Consider the following 14,374-nt stretch of genomic DNA (forward strand, 5'->3'; position numbering starts at 1 on the left):
AAGCCCTACTCCCTTGCTGCTACGCAGCAAGATCGCGCAGCACGTATTGCAGGATGCCGCCGTTCTTGAAGTAGTCGAGCTCGTCCAGCGTATCGATGCGGCAGATGATCGGCACGTTCTTCACCGTGCCGTCGCCATAGGTGACCTTGGCGATCATCGTCTGGCGCGGCTTGATCGTGCTCAGTCCGTCGATCTCGACCAGCTCGTCGCCCTTGAGATTGAGCGTGGCCCATGACGTGCCGTCCTCGAAGACGAAGGGGATGACGCCCATGCCGACCAGGTTCGAGCGGTGGATGCGCTCGAAGGACTGGGCGATGACCGCGCGGACACCAAGGAGATTCGTTCCCTTGGCCGCCCAGTCGCGCGATGAGCCGTTGCCGTATTCGACGCCGGCGAAGATGACCAGCGGCACGCCTTCCTTCTTGTATTCCATCGCCGCGTCGTAGATCGATTCCTCTTCCTTCGACGGGTAGTGGATGGTGTAGCCACCCTCGCGGCCGTTCTCGCCCAGCATGTGGTTGCGGATGCGGATGTTGGCGAAGGTGCCGCGCATCATCACCTCGTGATTGCCGCGCCGCGTGCCGTACTGGTTGAAGTCGGCGACGCCGACGCCGTGGTCGGTGAGGTATTTGCCAGCCGGCGAGGCCGCCTTGATCGAACCCGCCGGCGAGATGTGGTCGGTGGTGATCTTGTCGCCGAACAGGCCAAGCACGCGGGCGCCTTTGATGTCGCCGATCTTGCCGAAACCGGCGGTCATGCCGGCGAAATAGGGCGGGTTCTGCACATAGGTCGAATTGTCGTCCCAGGCATAGGTCTGGCCTTCCGGCGCCTTGACGTTCTGCCAGTACTCGTCGCCCTTGAAGACGTCGGCATATTTGCGGGCGAACAGCTCGCGGGTGACGTTCTTCTCGATGAACTCCTGGATCTCGGCCGAGCTTGGCCAGATATCCTTGAGATAGACCGGGTTGCCGTTCTTGTCCTCGCCGAGCGGCTCTGTCGTGAGGTCCTTGGTGACGGTGCCGGCCAGCGCATGCGCGACGACCAGCGGCGGCGAGGCCAGATAGTTGGCCTGCACGTCGGGGGAGACACGGCCTTCGAAGTTGCGGTTGCCGGACAAGACCGCGGCAGCAATCAGGCCTTTTTCGTTGATGGTTTTCGAGATCGGCGCCGGCAGCGGCCCGGAATTGCCGATGCAGGTGGTGCAGCCGAAACCGACCAGGTTGAAGCCGATCTGGTCGAGTTCTTTCTGCAGGCCGGATTTCTCCAGATATTCAGCCACCACCTGGCTGCCCGGTGCCAGTGAGGTCTTCACCCATGGCTTCTGCTTCAAACCAAGGCGGTTGGCGTTGCGGGCCAGGAGGCCGGCGCCGATCAGCACGCTCGGGTTCGAGGTGTTGGTGCAGGAAGTGATGGCGGCAATGACGACATCGCCATGACCGAGATCGTGGTCGGTGCCTTCGACGGGGTAGCGCTTGTGGATCTCGGCGGCCTTCTTGTATTCGGTCTCCATCGCCTTGGCGAAGCCTTCCGGAATGCCTTCCAGCGCGACACGGCCTTCGGGCCGCTTGGGGCCGGCCATCGACGGCACGACGGAGCCAAGTTCCAGCTCGAGCAGGTCGGTGAAGACAGGGTCGGCCGAGCCGGTGTCGCGCCACAACCCTTGCGCCTTCGCATAGGCCTCGACCAGCGCGATGCGGTCCTCGCTGCGGCCGGACATTGTGAGGTAGCGGATGGTTTCCGAGTCGACCGGGAAGAAGCCGCAGGTGGCGCCATATTCGGGCGCCATGTTGCCGATGGTGGCGCGGTCGGCCAGCGTCATGTTGGACAGGCCCGGGCCGAAGAACTCGACGAACTTGCCGACGACGCCCTTCTTGCGCAGCATCTGGGTGACGGTGAGCACGAGGTCGGTGGCGGTGACGCCTTCCTTGAGCTTGCCGGTGAGGCGGAAGCCGATGACTTCCGGCAGCAGCATGGAGACGGGCTGGCCGAGCATGGCCGCCTCGGCCTCGATGCCACCGACGCCCCAGCCGAGCACGCCAAGGCCGTTGATCATCGTGGTGTGCGAATCGGTGCCGACGCAAGTGTCGGGATAGGCGGTGGTTTCGCCGTCCTCGGTGTTGGTCCACACCACTTGGCCGAGATATTCAAGGTTGACCTGGTGGCAGATGCCGGTGCCGGGCGGCACGACGCGGAAATTGCGGAACGCCTGCTGGCCCCATTTCAGGAATTTGTAGCGTTCCTCGTTGCGCTCGTATTCGAGCTCGACATTGCGGGCGAAGGCCATCGGCGTGCCGAATTCATCGACGATGACGGAATGGTCGATGACGAGGTCGACCGGCACCAGCGGGTTGATCTTCTGCGGATCGCCACCGAGCGAGGCCATGGCGTCGCGCATGGCGGCAAGGTCGACCACGGCCGGAACACCGGTGAAGTCCTGCATCAGCACGCGGGCCGGGCGATAGGCGATCTCGACGCCGGCGGTGCCCTTGTCGGTCAGCCAGCCGGCCACCGCCTGGATCGATTCCTTGGTGACGGAGCGGCCGTCCTCGTTGCGCAGCAGGTTCTCCAGCAGCACCTTCATCGAATAGGGCAGCTGGGCGATGCCGGTGAGGCCGTTCTTCTCGGCCTCGATGAGGTCGAAATAGGCATATTCGGTGCCGCTTACGGTCAGCGTGCGGCGGCAATTGAAACTGTCGAGGGATTTTGACACGTGCGATCCTTGTCTGTTCAGCCTGAAAGGGAACGGACGCCGATGGCATGCAATCACGCGCAAAGGTGCGGGTACGGCCATTTCCGCTGTCCGTTCCCAAGCAACCCGAGCCGTTCAAGGCGGCGCGTGCGCTGGTTCGGCGCTAATTCTGTTCCCGTGCCGACCGCTGGCACGGATGCACCGCATATAGAGAATTTTCTGGAATAGTTCTAGACAGTCGGAAAGCAAATTTGTGCGATGCGGCAGCTGCCGCGACACATGGTTTTCAGGGCAGGCGAGGGATGCGGCTGATCGCCGAAAATCTGGGCGGCGAACGCGGCGGCGACACGGTGTTTTCCGGCATCGGCTTTGCCCTGGCGGACGGTCAGGCGCTTGTCGTCACCGGGCCGAACGGATCAGGCAAATCGACCTTGCTGCGGGTCATCGCCGGGCTGTTGCCGGTGGCGGAAGGCAGCGTGAGGATCGAAGGTGGCGGCGAAGCGTTTCCGTCGATCGCGTCGGCCTGTCATTACCTTGGCCACCAGAACGCAATGAAGCCGGCGCTCAGCGTGACGGAGAACCTGCGCTTCTGGCGCGACTTCAACGGCGATGGACAGCTGGGCGTCGAAGAGGCGCTGGAAACGGTTGGGCTTGGCGGCATCGGCCACCTGCCGTTCGGCTATCTGTCGACCGGGCAGCGGCGCCGCGCGGCGATCGCCAAGCTTTTGGTCAGCCACCGGCCATTGTGGCTGCTCGACGAGCCTACGGCGGGACTGGACAAGGCCTCGGAAGGGCGGTTCGCGGGGTTGATGACGCGGCATTGCGCGGATGGTGGAATGATCGTTGCGGCGACGCATCTGCCGCTGGGGATCGAGGGGGTAGAGTTGAGGATGGGGGAAACGGGTTGATGATGGCGCGAGGGCGAAAGCATCTCAAATCATGCTAGCGCTCTTCCTGCGTGACATCCGCCTCAACATCCGTGCCGGTGGCGGGGCGCTGACTGGCGTCATCTTCTTCCTCGCGGTCATCGCCACCATCCCGTTCGGTGTCGGGCCGGATCTCAAGCTACTTGCTCGCATCGGTCCGGCGATCCTGTGGATCGGAGCGCTGCTGTCTTGCCTGCTCGGCCTCGACCGGCTGTTCCAGGCCGACCGCGAGGACGGCTCGCTCGATCTGCTGGTGCTCGGCAATGACCGCCATATGCTGGCGCTGACGGTGCTGACGAAATGCCTGGCGCATTGGGCGGGCAGCGTGCTGCCGCTGGTCATCGCCGCGCCCTTGCTCGGCCTGTTCATGAACATGGAACCGCTCAGCATCGGCGCCACGGCGCTGACCCTTTTGGTCGGTACGCCGGCGATCACCTTCATCGGCGCCGCGGGTGCCGCCGTGGCGGTGGCGCTGCCGCGTGGCGGGCTGCTGATCTCGGTGCTGGTGCTGCCGCTGACCATCCCGGTGCTGATTTTCGGCGTTTCGGCGAGCTATGGGGCGACGGCCAATCCCGATCCGTTTCTGCAGCCCTTCCTCATTCTTGCCGCGCTGACCCTGTTTCTTAGCGTGCTGGGTCCGGTCTCGGCGGCGCTGGCGCTGCGCCATGGCACGGATTGAAGCGGCCGCATGAGCGCGAAGGCTGCGGCGTGGCGACCGATTGCGAAGCCGACGAGGCGAGGCTAAGGGAAGGCATGTCTAGACGGGGTGAAACGATCGGTTTGGAAGGCCGCATTTTGGCGGGGCCTGCCGCATGAGCGCGCACGCACTTTACGTGACCGCCGCCTATGGCATCACCGCCGTGGTGCTGATCGGGCTGATCGGCTGGATTCTGATCGACCAGCGGGCGCGCAAGCGCGAACTCGCCGAACTGGAAGCGGCCGGCGTGCGGCGTCGCTCCGACAAGGCGGCCAAGCCATGAGCACCGAAACGGAAACGCCGACACCCCGTCGCCGCCTGATCGTGCTTCTGCCGCTGTTGATCTTCCTCGGCCTGGCCGGACTGTTCCTGTCGCAGCTGTTGTCGGGGCGCGATGTTTCGGAAGTGCCGTCGGCCCTGATCGGCTTGCCGGCGCCGCAAACCAACCTGCCGGCGCTGGAGGGCTCAAACCTGCCCGGGCTCGATTCGAAATCCTTCGCCGGCAAGGTCACGCTGGTCAATGTCTTTGCGTCATGGTGCGCGCCGTGCCGCGAAGAGCACCCGGTGCTGCTGGCATTGGCGCAGGATAAGCGCTTCGCCATGGCGGCGCTGAACTACAAGGACCAACCGGAAAACGCTCGGCGTTTCCTCGGCGATCTCGGCAATCCGTTCCAGGCGATCGGCGTCGACGAAGCCGGCCGCACGGCGATCGACTGGGGTGTCTACGGCGTGCCGGAAACCTTCGTCATCGGCAAGGACGGCAAGATCGCCTACAAGCATGTCGGCCCGCTGACGCCCGAGACGGCGAGGGATCTCTTACTGCAACAGATTGAAAAAGCGCTGGCGGCACATTGATATTCAGGTGATGCCGGCCTGCGAACGGCGGCTTCCTGCGCTTCCGGTGCTCACGTACTTAAGTACGCTCCGCACCGGTTCTCGGAAACCACCGTTTTCGTCTCGGTCTGACCTGAATCTCAACGCACCTTGGCAGGGCGTCTTATCGGACTTGAGATCAGCCGTAGATCTGCTTGTGGACCTGGTAGAGCATTTCCGAGCGGTCGGCGCGCATGTCGGCCAGATCGCGGCTGGAAAAGCTGTCGATTTCGGCGACAAGGCGGTTGTAGTGCTTGCGCTTGGCAATGCTGTTGCGAGCGCGGGTCATGAGACTGTCGAGGATCATAGCAAGGTTCCTTTTGGCGCCGCATTTCGGCGGCGGTTTCTTCCTCCCTTGATCGATACGAAGCATGACATAGTAATGGTGCGTTGCAAAAAGAAGATGTTGCAATGCACCATTGCGCTGGACGCATAGCCGGTTAATGCGGCGCTGACGTCATGCGCCGGCAAGCGATCTGTCTTGGCTGCGCTTTTTGTATGGCACTGTGCGTACCCACATTGCCTTCTGTCCCGCCGGCTGGCTTGATCTGATGTCACTGATGCCGGGAGGAAAAGCATGGCGGCCGCAGACTATTATGAAATTCTCGATCCACGCTTCGCGCGCCTGTTCAACGGCAACGCGCAGGTCGAGAAGCTGTTTACCGGATGCCAGTGGGCGGAAGGACCAGCCTGGTTCGCCGCCGGGCGCTATGTCGTCTGGTCCGATATCCCCAACAACCGCATGCTGCGCTACGACGAGACCGACGGCAATGTCAGCGTCTTCCGTCAGCCATCCAGCAACTCCAACGGCAACACCGTCGACCGGCAGGGCCGGCTGGTCACCTGCGAGCATTCCGGCCGCCGCGTCAGCCGCACCGAGTTCGACGGCTCGGTCACCACCATCGCCGCCAAATGGAAGGGCAAGCGGCTGAACTCGCCCAACGATGCGGTGGTGAAGTCGGACGGCTCGATCTGGTTCACCGATCCGAGCTACGGCATCGACACCGACTATGAAGGCGACAGGGCCGAGAGCGAGATCGGCGCCTGCCATGTCTACCGGGTCGATCCCGGCACCGGCGAGGTCGAAGCCGTCATCACCGACATGGTCAGGCCCAACGGGCTCGCCTTCTCGCTCGACGAGAGCAAGCTCTATGTCGTCGACACCGGCCGCACGCATGGCGCGCAGAATCCGGCGCATATGCGGGTGTTCAATGTCGGCAAGGGCGGCAAGAAAGTCTCCGGCGAAAAAATCTTCGCCGACTGCACGGCCGGCCTGTTCGACGGTTTCCGGCTCGACGAGGATGGACGCATCTGGACCAGTGCCGCCGACGGCATCCATTGCTACGATCCGGACGGCACGCTGATCGGCAAGGTCAAGGTGCCGGAAGTCACCGCCAATTGCGTGTTCGGCGGCAACAAGCTGAATTGCCTCTACATCGTCGGCACCACGTCACTCTACATGGTGCGGCTGATGGTCAACGGTGCCAAGACATACTGAGACCAGAGCACTGGCGACCGTTCGACAGTTTCGTCGAAGCGGGTCGCGCGCACGAACATCCCCGGGAGGACAAAAATGCCATTCGTCAACATCCGCATCGTCAAGGAAGTGATCGCCGCCGATCCGGCGGGCAAGAAGGCGGATATCGCCAAAAAGGTCACGGCGGCCATCATGGACGCCACCGGCCTCGGCAATGACGATGTCTGGGTGGTCTTCGAGGAGGTCAACGCCCGCGACTGGTATGTGGGGAAGACCGATGTGGAGACGCTGCGGAGCAGGAAGTAATTCGAAGGCGTTGCGGCTGGACGTTGGAGATTGGCGGAAACCTCTCCTCTTCGTCATCCTAGGGCGAAGCAGTCGCGAAGCGACGTCGCGGAGACCCTAGGATCCATGCCGCGACTATCGAGCAGGGCACAACGGTGCAATTCTGCTTTTGGCGAGCGCGTGTAGTATCCAATGCCGGGCTGCCTTGCGCCCCTCCTGAACCGCAGCATTTTCTGGCAAAGGTCGCGGCATGGATCCTAGGGTCCGCGCCGCGTCGCTTCGCTCCTTGCTCCGCCCTAGGATGACGAAGCGCGGTGATGGCCGCTCAGCATCAACGTGCGCGAATGAAATCCGCGAAAGCATTCAGCGCATCATGCATCGCCGGCTGGCTCGCCGCCTCCGCCAGGATGGCCTCCACCTCCGGCGGCTTCTTGCCGAGCAGGGCAATCTCCAGCACATCGCCGCAAAGCGCGAACGACATGGTGCGCATGATCTCGTCCAGTGCGGCGCGGGCAAACAGCGAGCGCGGCGAGGCGTGCACCAGCATCGCAGGCTTGGCGACAGCGGCGTCGCGCGAGACCAGCCAGTCGAGGGCGTTCTTCAGCCCGCCGGGTACGCCATGGGCATATTCCGGACAGGAGATGACAACGCCGTCGGCTTGGGTGACGGCATCGATCAGCGCGGAGGCTTCGAGCGGCGTCCGCTCGCCCTCATCGTCGGGGTTGAAGATCGGCAGACGGCCAAGCCCGTCATAGACGGTGACGCGACAGCCGGGTGGTGCGTTGCGCGCCAGTGCGGCGACCAGCGCTGAATTGGTGGAGGCCGCCCGCAGGCTGCCGGAGATGGCAAGGATGTTCAGCAAGATATGGAACCGGTCAGGACGAATCGTCGTCCCGAAAACCTACCACATCGTCTGCTTGTAGCCGTCGTCCAGCCAGCGGTCGGTCGCCTCGGCCGAATCGGCCAGCGCCAGCTGGTCGCGCAGAATCTGGCCGAGCGTCGGCAGCGTCGCGCGATCGTACCAGGTTTCTGGCTTCCACAGATCCGAACGCATGAAGGCCTTGGCGCAATGCATGTAGGTGGCCTTGACGGTGACCACGATAACGCTTTGCGGTTCCTTGCCGTCGACGGCAAGCCGCTCGCGCAGGCCACCATCGACGGTGATGCGGGCCTCGCCGTTGACGCGCAGCGTCTCGTTCATGCCGGGAATGAGGAAGAGCAGGCCGACCGAGGGATTGAGGAGGATGTTCTCCAGCGTGTCGAGCCGGTTGTTGCCGGGCCGGTCGGGGATGGCGATGGTGGTGTCGTCGAGCACGGCGGCGAAGCCCGGTTTGTCGCCCTTCGGCGTCACGTCGGCATTGCCGGCGCCGTCGGACGAGCCGATCAGAACGAAGGGGCTCTTGCCGATGAAGGAGCGGCAATGGCCGTCGAGCGCCTTCAATTCCTTGCGGATCGAGCCGTCGGTCGGTCGCGGCGTCTTGTAGATCGTCCTCAGCTGGTCGCGCGTGGTGACGAATTCCATGGGCCTCTCCCTATTTGTTTTGACGCAATTTCCTAGGGAAAGCGCTGCGCGCTTTTCCCGGGAAAACCGCTTCACACTTTTCCTGGAATTGCTCTATTTGCCGGCCTTCTCTTCTTTCCCGGTCTTGTCCTCGAGCGAATGGCGCAGGATCAGCGGCATCTGGCTGAAGGTGAACAGAAGCGTGATCGGCATGATGCCCCAGACCTTGAAGGTAACCCAGGCGTCGGTGGAAAAATTCCGCCACACCACTTCATTGGCAAGGGCCAGGAACAGGAAGAACAGGCCCCAGCGGAAGGTCAGCTTGCGCCAGCCTTCGGCGTCGAGGCTGAAGGCCGAATCGAAGACATAGCCAAGCAGCGACTTGCCGAAGTAGAGGCCGCCGAGCAGCACGCCGCCGAACAGCGTGTTGACGATGGTCGGCTTCATCTTGATGAAGATGTCGTCCTGCAGATAGAGCGTCAGCGCGCCGAAGATGAAGACGACGACGCCCGACACCATCGGCATGATCGGCAAGGTGCGCAACAGCAACCATGAAGCGATCAGCGCGATGGCCGTGGCGGCCATGAACAGGCCGGTGGCAACGAAGATCGGGCCGCCGAATTCGGCCAAGGCAGGGAATTTCTGCACCAGCCATCCGCCGCGCGCATTGGCGAAGAAGAACACCATCAACGGCCCCAGCTCCAGCACCAGCTTGAGCAGCGGATTGACGCTTTCCTTCTTCTGTTTTTGCGGGTCGGACGGATCGCGTTCGAGAATGGGTGGGTTCATGGAATCTCTTTCTTGCGCATGATCCGATCCAAAAAGTCTGCAACTTTTTGGGACATGCTTGCTACGCCACTCCAGCGATCGCCCTGGCGAATTCGCTTGCTGAAAACGGTTCGAGGTCGTCGACCTGTTCGCCAACGCCGATGAAATAGACCGGCAATTTGTGCTTGGCCGCGATCGCCACCAGAATACCGCCGCGTGCCGTGCCGTCCAGCTTGGTCATCACAAGGCCGTTGACGCCGGCGACATTGCGGAAGATCTCGACCTGGTTGAGCGCGTTCTGGCCGGTGGTGGCGTCGACTGTCTGCAAAACGGTGTGCGGTGCTTCCGGATCGAGCTTGCCCAGCACGCGGACGATCTTTTCGAGCTCCGCCATCAGTTCGGTCTTGTTTTGCAGGCGGCCGGCGGTGTCGATGATCAGCACGTCTGAGCCGGCTTCTTTGGCCTTTTCGAAGGCGTCATAGGCCAGCCCTGCGGCATCGGCGCCGATCTTGGAGGCGATGACCGGCGATTTCGTCCGTTCGCCCCAAATCTTGAGCTGCTCGATCGCCGCGGCGCGGAACGTGTCGCCGGCGGCGAGCATCACCGACAGGCCGCCATCGGTGAGCTTGGCTGCCAGCTTGCCGATGGTCGTGGTCTTGCCGGTGCCGTTGACACCGACCACCAGGATGACATGCGGCTTGTGCGAGAGATCGAGCTCCAGCGGCATGGCGACGTGGGTCAGCACCTTTTCCACCTCGGCCGCCATGATGGCGCGAACCTCGGTGTCCGAGACATCCTTGCCGTAGCGGCTGGCGGCCAGCGCATCGGTGACACGCAAGGCCGTCTCCATGCCGAGATCGGCACGGATCAGCACATCCTCCAGGTCCTGCAGCGTCTCCTCGTCCAGCTTGCGCTTGGTGAAGACGCCGGCGATGTTGCCGGTGAGTTCCTTGGACGAACGGGCAAGCCCGTCCTTCATGCGCTGGAACCATGAACGCCTCGGCGCCGGCTCCGGTGCCTTCTGCGGTTCAGCCTTCTGCTCGACCTTCTTGGTGACGGTCACCTTGCCGGGTGCGGGTCTTGGAGCAGGTTGCGGAATGGCCTGCGGTTCGGTCGCGATTTCGGCAATGACAGGCTGCGGTTCTACCGGCGGAGGCTGGCGAATGGGAGGTGCGATTTCGGCGGCGGGTGCTTCAGATTCACTCGCTAGAGGAGCCTCGGCAGAAGGTGCCACGGCTTGCGCAGGTTCGCGCTGCCCCTCACCCTTACCCTCTCCCCGTGAAGAACGGGGAGAGGGGGGCGTCAGCGTTGGGGCTTCTTTTTCGATGTCTGAACGAGGAGGCGCGGCGACATCGCTAGCTCCCTTCTCCCCGTCACTATACGGGGAGAAGGTGCCGGCAGGCGGATGAGGGGCGGCGTCGATGTCGGAAGACGGCTGAAGAGGGGACGGCACCGGTGTCGGTACCTCGATCGGGGCTGGTGTCTCTGCCGGAACATCGGCAGGCATCGGCACTTCGACCGGGGCCGGTTCCGGCTGTTTTTCCGGGCGTGACGGGACGATCTCCGGCTCGGCCGGTACAAGTGGTGGTACCTCTTGCGGCTGCGGCTGCGGCTCCGGAGCAGGCTCCGGAACGGCGGGAGGTGTTGGTATCTCCTCGGGCGCCGGCGGCTCAGCAGGCGTCTCGGGTGCCGGTTCCTCTTTCGGCGGGGGCTCCGGCAGCGGTTCCGACGGAACAGTCGGCTCGGGCGTCGGCGGAACGACCGGCGCCGCCTCGGGCGCTGGTTCCTCGAGAGGCGCCGGTTCCGGCGCGGGAACTACCTCCGGCTCGACCGTCGGCATCGTTTCCGCCTCGGGCCGCGGCTCGTCGCGCTTCAAGAACTCCGGAACGACCTGCTCGGCCGCCGGCTTCAGCGCATCGAGCGCTTCCCATTTGATCGGCGGCAGCGGGGCGGTCTCGTCGATCCGCTCCTCGACCACCTCTTTCTTGCCGAACGAAAATATCTTCTTGAAAAAACCAGCCATGCTTTGCGTTTCTCAGGCGGCGCGGGCGGCAAGGGGCGCCGCGATCAGCCTGATACCATCGTGGCCTGATATGTCGGCCTCGACGATCTCACCCGGTGCGCCCGTGCCGAGTGCGGCAAGCGTAAAACCCTCGGTGCGGCCAAGGCCGTCGCGCTCGATCAGGATCGACTGACGCGTACCAGTGAGCGACGACAGATGGCGGCGATATGCAACTTCACCGGCGGCGCGCAGCCGGGCGGCGCGCTGCTTGACCACCTCACGGCGGAGCTGCGGCATGCGCGCGGCGGGCGTGCCTTCGCGTGGGCTGAACGGGAAGACGTGGAGATGGGTCAGGCCACACTCCTCGACGATTTTTTCCGAGTTCTCGAACATCTCATCCGTTTCGGTCGGGAAGCCGGCGATGATGTCGGCGCCGAAGACGATGCCGGGGCGCAGCTTGCGCACATCCTCGCAGAAGCGGATCGACTGATCGCGCAGATGGCGGCGCTTCATGCGCTTTAAAATCATGTCGTCGCCCGACTGCAGCGACAGATGCAGATGTGGCATCAGTCTGGGCTCGGTGGCGATGGCGTCGAGCAAGTCGTCGTCGGCTTCGATCGAATCGATGGAGGACAGCCGCAGCCGCTTCACATCGGGCACCTGCTTGAGAATGGTCTTCACCAGCCTGCCAAGCTTTGGCGCGCCCGGAAGGTCGGCACCAAAACTGGTCATGTCGACGCCGGTCAGCACGATCTCGGCATAGCCGTTGCCGGCGAGCCGCTTGACCTGCTCGACCACGGCGCCCATCGGCACCGAACGCGAATTGCCGCGGCCGTAGGGAATGATGCAGAAGGTGCAGCGGTGGTCGCAGCCGTTCTGCACCTGGACGAAGGCGCGCGCCCGGCCCTCGATGGCGTCGACCATATGGCCGGCGGTCTCGCGCACCGAAAAGATGTCGTTGACGCGCGCCTTCTCGGTGTCGTTGACGCCGAAATCCGGCAGTGCGCGATAGGCGTTCGCCCTCAGCTTCTCCTCATTGCCAAGCACGAGATCGACTTCGTCCATGGCGGCGAATTTTTCAGGCTCGGTCTGCGCGGCGCAGCCGGTGACGATGATGCGCGCCCGCGGGTTGTCACGGCGCGCCTTGCGGATCGCCTGTTTGGCCTGGCGCACGGCTTCGCCGGTGACGGCGCAGGTGTTGAAGATCACGGCGCCGCCTTCCAGCGCGCCGAGGCCGGCAGTTTCAGCCTCGCGCCGCATCACCTCGGATTCATAGGTGTTCAGCCGGCAGCCGAAGGTCACCACATCGATGCCCCTGGAGATTGGGCCCTTGGAGAGAGCGGACATCAGGCCGCGCTTTCGGTGTCGCGGGCCCATGTTCCGGTCGACGGATCGAAGCTGCCGGAAAATTCCCATTCGGCAGCGCCGGTGAGGATGACGTGGTCATCGTCGCGCCATTCGACATGCAGCGTGCCGCCGCCGGGGGTCAACAGGCTGACGCCGCGGCCGGTCCGGTTGGTGCGAGCCGCGGCAACAACGGCGGCGCAGGAGGCCGAGCCGCAGGCCTTGGTCAGGCCGGCGCCGCGCTCCCAGGTGCGGATGACCATCGTCTCGGGCGAGGTAACCTGCGCGATGGTTATGTTGGCGCGCTCGGGGAACATCGGGTGGTTCTCGAGCAGCGGGCCGAAGCGGTCGAGCTCATAGGACCAGACGTCGTTGTCGACCCAGAAGATGGCGTGCGGATTGCCCATCGAGACGACCGAGGGCGAGTGCAGCACGGGTGCGTCGATCGGGCCGATCTGCAGCTCGATCATGCGGGTGTCGCGGAATTCCTCGGCCAGCGGAATGTCCTGCCAGCCGAAACGCGGCGTGCCCATGTCGACCGAGATCGACCCGTCGGCATGTTCGCGCGCGTTGAGGATGCCGGCAACGGTCTCGAAGGTGAAGGTCTTCTGGCCGGTCTCGGCGGCCAGCGCCTGGACAACGCAGCGCATGCCGTTGCCGCAGGCCTGCGCGCCGGTTCCGTCGGAATTCAATATGTCGATGAAAAAGGCGGTGCCCGGCGTCCTGGCGTCGTGGATCGCCATGATCTGGTCGAAGCTGGTCGCGGCATCGGCGTTCAGCGCGATCGCCGCCGCCGCGGTCACCCGATCGGCACGGCTACGCATATCGGCGACGATGATCTCGTTGCCGATGCCGTTCATCTTGGCGAAAGGGGCAGTGCTGGCCATTGCTCCGAAAATTCCGTGTCCGTTTGGCGCTATATGGCGGAAACGGGCGGGAATTACCAGTGCGCAGGCGCTTAGTCACGGCGAAGGCGCCGGACTTACGTGACGGCGAAGATGCCCAGCACCACCAGCAGGAAGATGACCAGAACGATGCCGATGAGGATGCGCGCGCCGGTGGCGGCGGCACCTGCCAGCGCCGGCATGCCGAGGAGGCTCGCCGCAGCGGCGACGATGAGGAGAATGATGATCCATTTGAGCATGGGAATGCCTCGCAAACCGTCTGACTTTGAAACCGCAAGAAAACGCGTCTGCCGCTCTTGGGTTCCCGTCGGCTGCGAGGCCGTTGCCCTTGATGAGATCTAGCCGGCGATCTCGATATCAGTGGTGAAGGGCGCCGTCTTGCTCGAATTCTCGTCATGCATGAGGAAGTCGCAGCGGTATTTGCCGGCCGGCAGGCCGTCGAGGGAGAGGTCCAGCTTGAAGAACAGCTCGCGGTTGTGCGAGCGGGAGGCGACCTGGACACGGCCGACCTTCTCGCTCGTGCCGAGCGTCTCGCCGGCCGATGAAACCACCGTGATGTCGACGGACAGCGCGATCATGCTGTTGCCGAGGCCGTCCGAGCCGTAGCCATAGCCAACAGGCTCCATATACAGCACGATCTTCTCGCCGGGCTTGTAGATGTGATTGGCACGCTCGCTGTAGATGCCGAAACCGCTTGCGGAATCGACCTGTTTGACGTTCTGGACAGCCAGCGGCATCGCTTGCCAAAGGGCTTCCTCGGCGCTGCGGAATTTGTCCAGCGCGCCGGCGCCGTCACCCGATTGCAGCAGCTTTTCGGCTTCCGCGGCGCGGTCGCCGATTTCGCCTGCGAAAGCGCACGGCGTCGAAATCGCCAACGCCATCAGAACTGCCATGATCGATTTCATCT

Annotated in this window: 16 protein-coding genes; 6 read left to right on the forward strand and 10 right to left on the reverse strand. The window is 63.7% G+C overall.

Annotated features, from left to right (window positions below; all coding sequences use genetic code 11):
- Positions 1–19: 19 nt before the first annotated feature.
- The gene (gene acnA, locus FCU66_RS33655) at positions 20–2,710 is read right to left on the reverse strand and encodes an aconitate hydratase AcnA (protein ID WP_136622115.1); all 2,691 of its coding nucleotides are present in this window, start codon (positions 2,708–2,710) and stop codon (positions 20–22) included.
- Positions 2,711–2,991: 281 nt separating this feature from the next.
- Here acnA and ccmA point away from each other — a divergent pair, with 281 nt between their 5' ends.
- From ccmA to FCU66_RS33675, 4 genes are all read left to right on the forward strand, one after another.
- The gene (gene ccmA / locus FCU66_RS33660; RefSeq protein ID WP_136622116.1) at positions 2,992–3,597 is read left to right on the forward strand and encodes a heme ABC exporter ATP-binding protein CcmA; all 606 of its coding nucleotides are present in this window, start codon (positions 2,992–2,994) and stop codon (positions 3,595–3,597) included.
- Between the two features lie 31 nt (positions 3,598–3,628).
- Positions 3,629–4,294 carry a heme exporter protein CcmB gene (gene ccmB, locus FCU66_RS33665; protein WP_136622117.1) on the forward strand — a complete coding sequence of 222 codons (666 nt, stop codon included), beginning with the start codon at positions 3,629–3,631 and terminating at the stop codon, positions 4,292–4,294.
- Positions 4,295–4,427: 133 nt separating this feature from the next.
- Complete coding sequence (ccmD, locus tag FCU66_RS33670) at positions 4,428–4,595, forward strand: heme exporter protein CcmD (protein ID WP_136622118.1); 168 nt, start codon at positions 4,428–4,430, stop codon at positions 4,593–4,595.
- The gene (locus FCU66_RS33675) at positions 4,592–5,167 is read left to right on the forward strand and encodes a DsbE family thiol:disulfide interchange protein (protein WP_136622119.1); all 576 of its coding nucleotides are present in this window, start codon (positions 4,592–4,594) and stop codon (positions 5,165–5,167) included. Before ccmD ends, FCU66_RS33675 begins: the two co-directional genes overlap by 4 nt.
- 157 nt (positions 5,168–5,324) lie before the next feature.
- On the opposite strand, the gene FCU66_RS33680 is transcribed toward FCU66_RS33675, so the two are convergent.
- Positions 5,325–5,492 carry a hypothetical protein gene (locus FCU66_RS33680; RefSeq protein WP_081738754.1) on the reverse strand — a complete coding sequence of 56 codons (168 nt, stop codon included), beginning with the start codon at positions 5,490–5,492 and terminating at the stop codon, positions 5,325–5,327.
- Between the two features lie 270 nt (positions 5,493–5,762).
- On the opposite strand from FCU66_RS33680, the gene FCU66_RS33685 reads away from it, so the two are divergent.
- Together FCU66_RS33685 and FCU66_RS33690 are read left to right on the forward strand one after the other, a co-directional pair.
- A complete protein-coding gene (locus FCU66_RS33685) occupies positions 5,763–6,683 on the forward strand; it encodes an SMP-30/gluconolactonase/LRE family protein (protein ID WP_136622120.1) in 921 nt (306 codons plus the stop codon).
- Positions 6,684–6,758: 75 nt separating this feature from the next.
- On the forward strand, positions 6,759–6,968 hold the full coding sequence (locus FCU66_RS33690) for a tautomerase family protein (protein ID WP_136622121.1): 210 nt from the start codon (positions 6,759–6,761) through the stop codon (positions 6,966–6,968).
- 310 nt (positions 6,969–7,278) lie between these two features.
- Here FCU66_RS33690 and FCU66_RS33700 read toward each other — a convergent pair whose 3' ends face one another.
- The 8 genes from FCU66_RS33700 to FCU66_RS33735 all read right to left on the reverse strand — a co-directional run bounded on the left by FCU66_RS33700 (position 7,279) and on the right by FCU66_RS33735 (position 14,372).
- Positions 7,279–7,809 (reverse strand): NADPH-dependent FMN reductase, encoded by a 531-nt coding sequence (locus FCU66_RS33700; RefSeq protein ID WP_136622123.1) that lies wholly within the window; start codon positions 7,807–7,809, stop codon positions 7,279–7,281.
- Positions 7,810–7,848: 39 nt separating this feature from the next.
- Positions 7,849–8,469, reverse strand: a complete 621-nt coding sequence (locus tag FCU66_RS33705) for a pyridoxamine 5'-phosphate oxidase family protein (protein ID WP_136622124.1) — start codon at positions 8,467–8,469, stop codon at positions 7,849–7,851.
- A gap of 93 nt (positions 8,470–8,562) precedes the next feature.
- Positions 8,563–9,237, reverse strand: a complete 675-nt coding sequence (locus tag FCU66_RS33710; protein WP_136622125.1) for a septation protein A — start codon at positions 9,235–9,237, stop codon at positions 8,563–8,565.
- Positions 9,238–9,298: 61 nt separating this feature from the next.
- Positions 9,299–11,239 carry a signal recognition particle-docking protein FtsY gene (gene ftsY / locus FCU66_RS33715; protein ID WP_136622126.1) on the reverse strand — a complete coding sequence of 647 codons (1,941 nt, stop codon included), beginning with the start codon at positions 11,237–11,239 and terminating at the stop codon, positions 9,299–9,301.
- 12 nt (positions 11,240–11,251) lie between these two features.
- Positions 11,252–12,565: a tRNA (N(6)-L-threonylcarbamoyladenosine(37)-C(2))-methylthiotransferase MtaB gene (gene mtaB / locus FCU66_RS33720; RefSeq protein WP_136622127.1), complete on the reverse strand. Its 1,314-nt coding sequence runs from the start codon at positions 12,563–12,565 to the stop codon at positions 11,252–11,254.
- Positions 12,565–13,449 (reverse strand): diaminopimelate epimerase, encoded by an 885-nt coding sequence (gene dapF, locus FCU66_RS33725; protein WP_136622128.1) that lies wholly within the window; start codon positions 13,447–13,449, stop codon positions 12,565–12,567. The genes mtaB and dapF overlap by 1 nt, the downstream gene beginning before the upstream one ends.
- Positions 13,450–13,544: 95 nt before the next feature.
- Positions 13,545–13,706 (reverse strand): DUF1328 family protein, encoded by a 162-nt coding sequence (locus FCU66_RS33730; RefSeq protein ID WP_082525393.1) that lies wholly within the window; start codon positions 13,704–13,706, stop codon positions 13,545–13,547.
- A 99-nt stretch (positions 13,707–13,805) separates the two neighbouring features.
- Positions 13,806–14,372: a hypothetical protein gene (locus FCU66_RS33735; RefSeq protein WP_136622129.1), complete on the reverse strand. Its 567-nt coding sequence runs from the start codon at positions 14,370–14,372 to the stop codon at positions 13,806–13,808.
- Positions 14,373–14,374: the final 2 nt, after the last annotated feature.

The organism is Mesorhizobium norvegicum, from assembly GCF_004919685.1.
Lineage (GTDB): Bacteria > Pseudomonadota > Alphaproteobacteria > Rhizobiales > Rhizobiaceae > Mesorhizobium > Mesorhizobium norvegicum.

Excerpts from the sequence above, each read along its gene's own strand:
- ccmA (WP_136622116.1), top strand. The coding sequence starts at position 2,992 with ATGCGGCTGATCGCCGAAAATCTGGGCGGCGAACGCGGCGGCGACACG.
- ccmB (WP_136622117.1), top strand. The coding sequence starts at position 3,629 with ATGCTAGCGCTCTTCCTGCGTGACATCCGCCTCAACATCCGTGCCGGT.
- ccmD (WP_136622118.1), top strand. The coding sequence starts at position 4,428 with ATGAGCGCGCACGCACTTTACGTGACCGCCGCCTATGGCATCACCGCC.
- FCU66_RS33675 (WP_136622119.1), top strand. The coding sequence starts at position 4,592 with ATGAGCACCGAAACGGAAACGCCGACACCCCGTCGCCGCCTGATCGTG.
- FCU66_RS33680 (WP_081738754.1), bottom strand. The coding sequence starts at position 5,492 with ATGATCCTCGACAGTCTCATGACCCGCGCTCGCAACAGCATTGCCAAG.
- FCU66_RS33685 (WP_136622120.1), top strand. The coding sequence starts at position 5,763 with ATGGCGGCCGCAGACTATTATGAAATTCTCGATCCACGCTTCGCGCGC.
- FCU66_RS33690 (WP_136622121.1), top strand. The coding sequence starts at position 6,759 with ATGCCATTCGTCAACATCCGCATCGTCAAGGAAGTGATCGCCGCCGAT.
- FCU66_RS33705 (WP_136622124.1), bottom strand. The coding sequence starts at position 8,469 with ATGGAATTCGTCACCACGCGCGACCAGCTGAGGACGATCTACAAGACG.
- FCU66_RS33710 (WP_136622125.1), bottom strand. The coding sequence starts at position 9,237 with ATGAACCCACCCATTCTCGAACGCGATCCGTCCGACCCGCAAAAACAG.
- ftsY (WP_136622126.1), bottom strand. The coding sequence starts at position 11,239 with ATGGCTGGTTTTTTCAAGAAGATATTTTCGTTCGGCAAGAAAGAGGTG.
- mtaB (WP_136622127.1), bottom strand. The coding sequence starts at position 12,565 with ATGTCCGCTCTCTCCAAGGGCCCAATCTCCAGGGGCATCGATGTGGTG.
- dapF (WP_136622128.1), bottom strand. The coding sequence starts at position 13,449 with ATGGCCAGCACTGCCCCTTTCGCCAAGATGAACGGCATCGGCAACGAG.
- FCU66_RS33730 (WP_082525393.1), bottom strand. The coding sequence starts at position 13,706 with ATGCTCAAATGGATCATCATTCTCCTCATCGTCGCCGCTGCGGCGAGC.
- FCU66_RS33735 (WP_136622129.1), bottom strand. The coding sequence starts at position 14,372 with ATGAAATCGATCATGGCAGTTCTGATGGCGTTGGCGATTTCGACGCCG.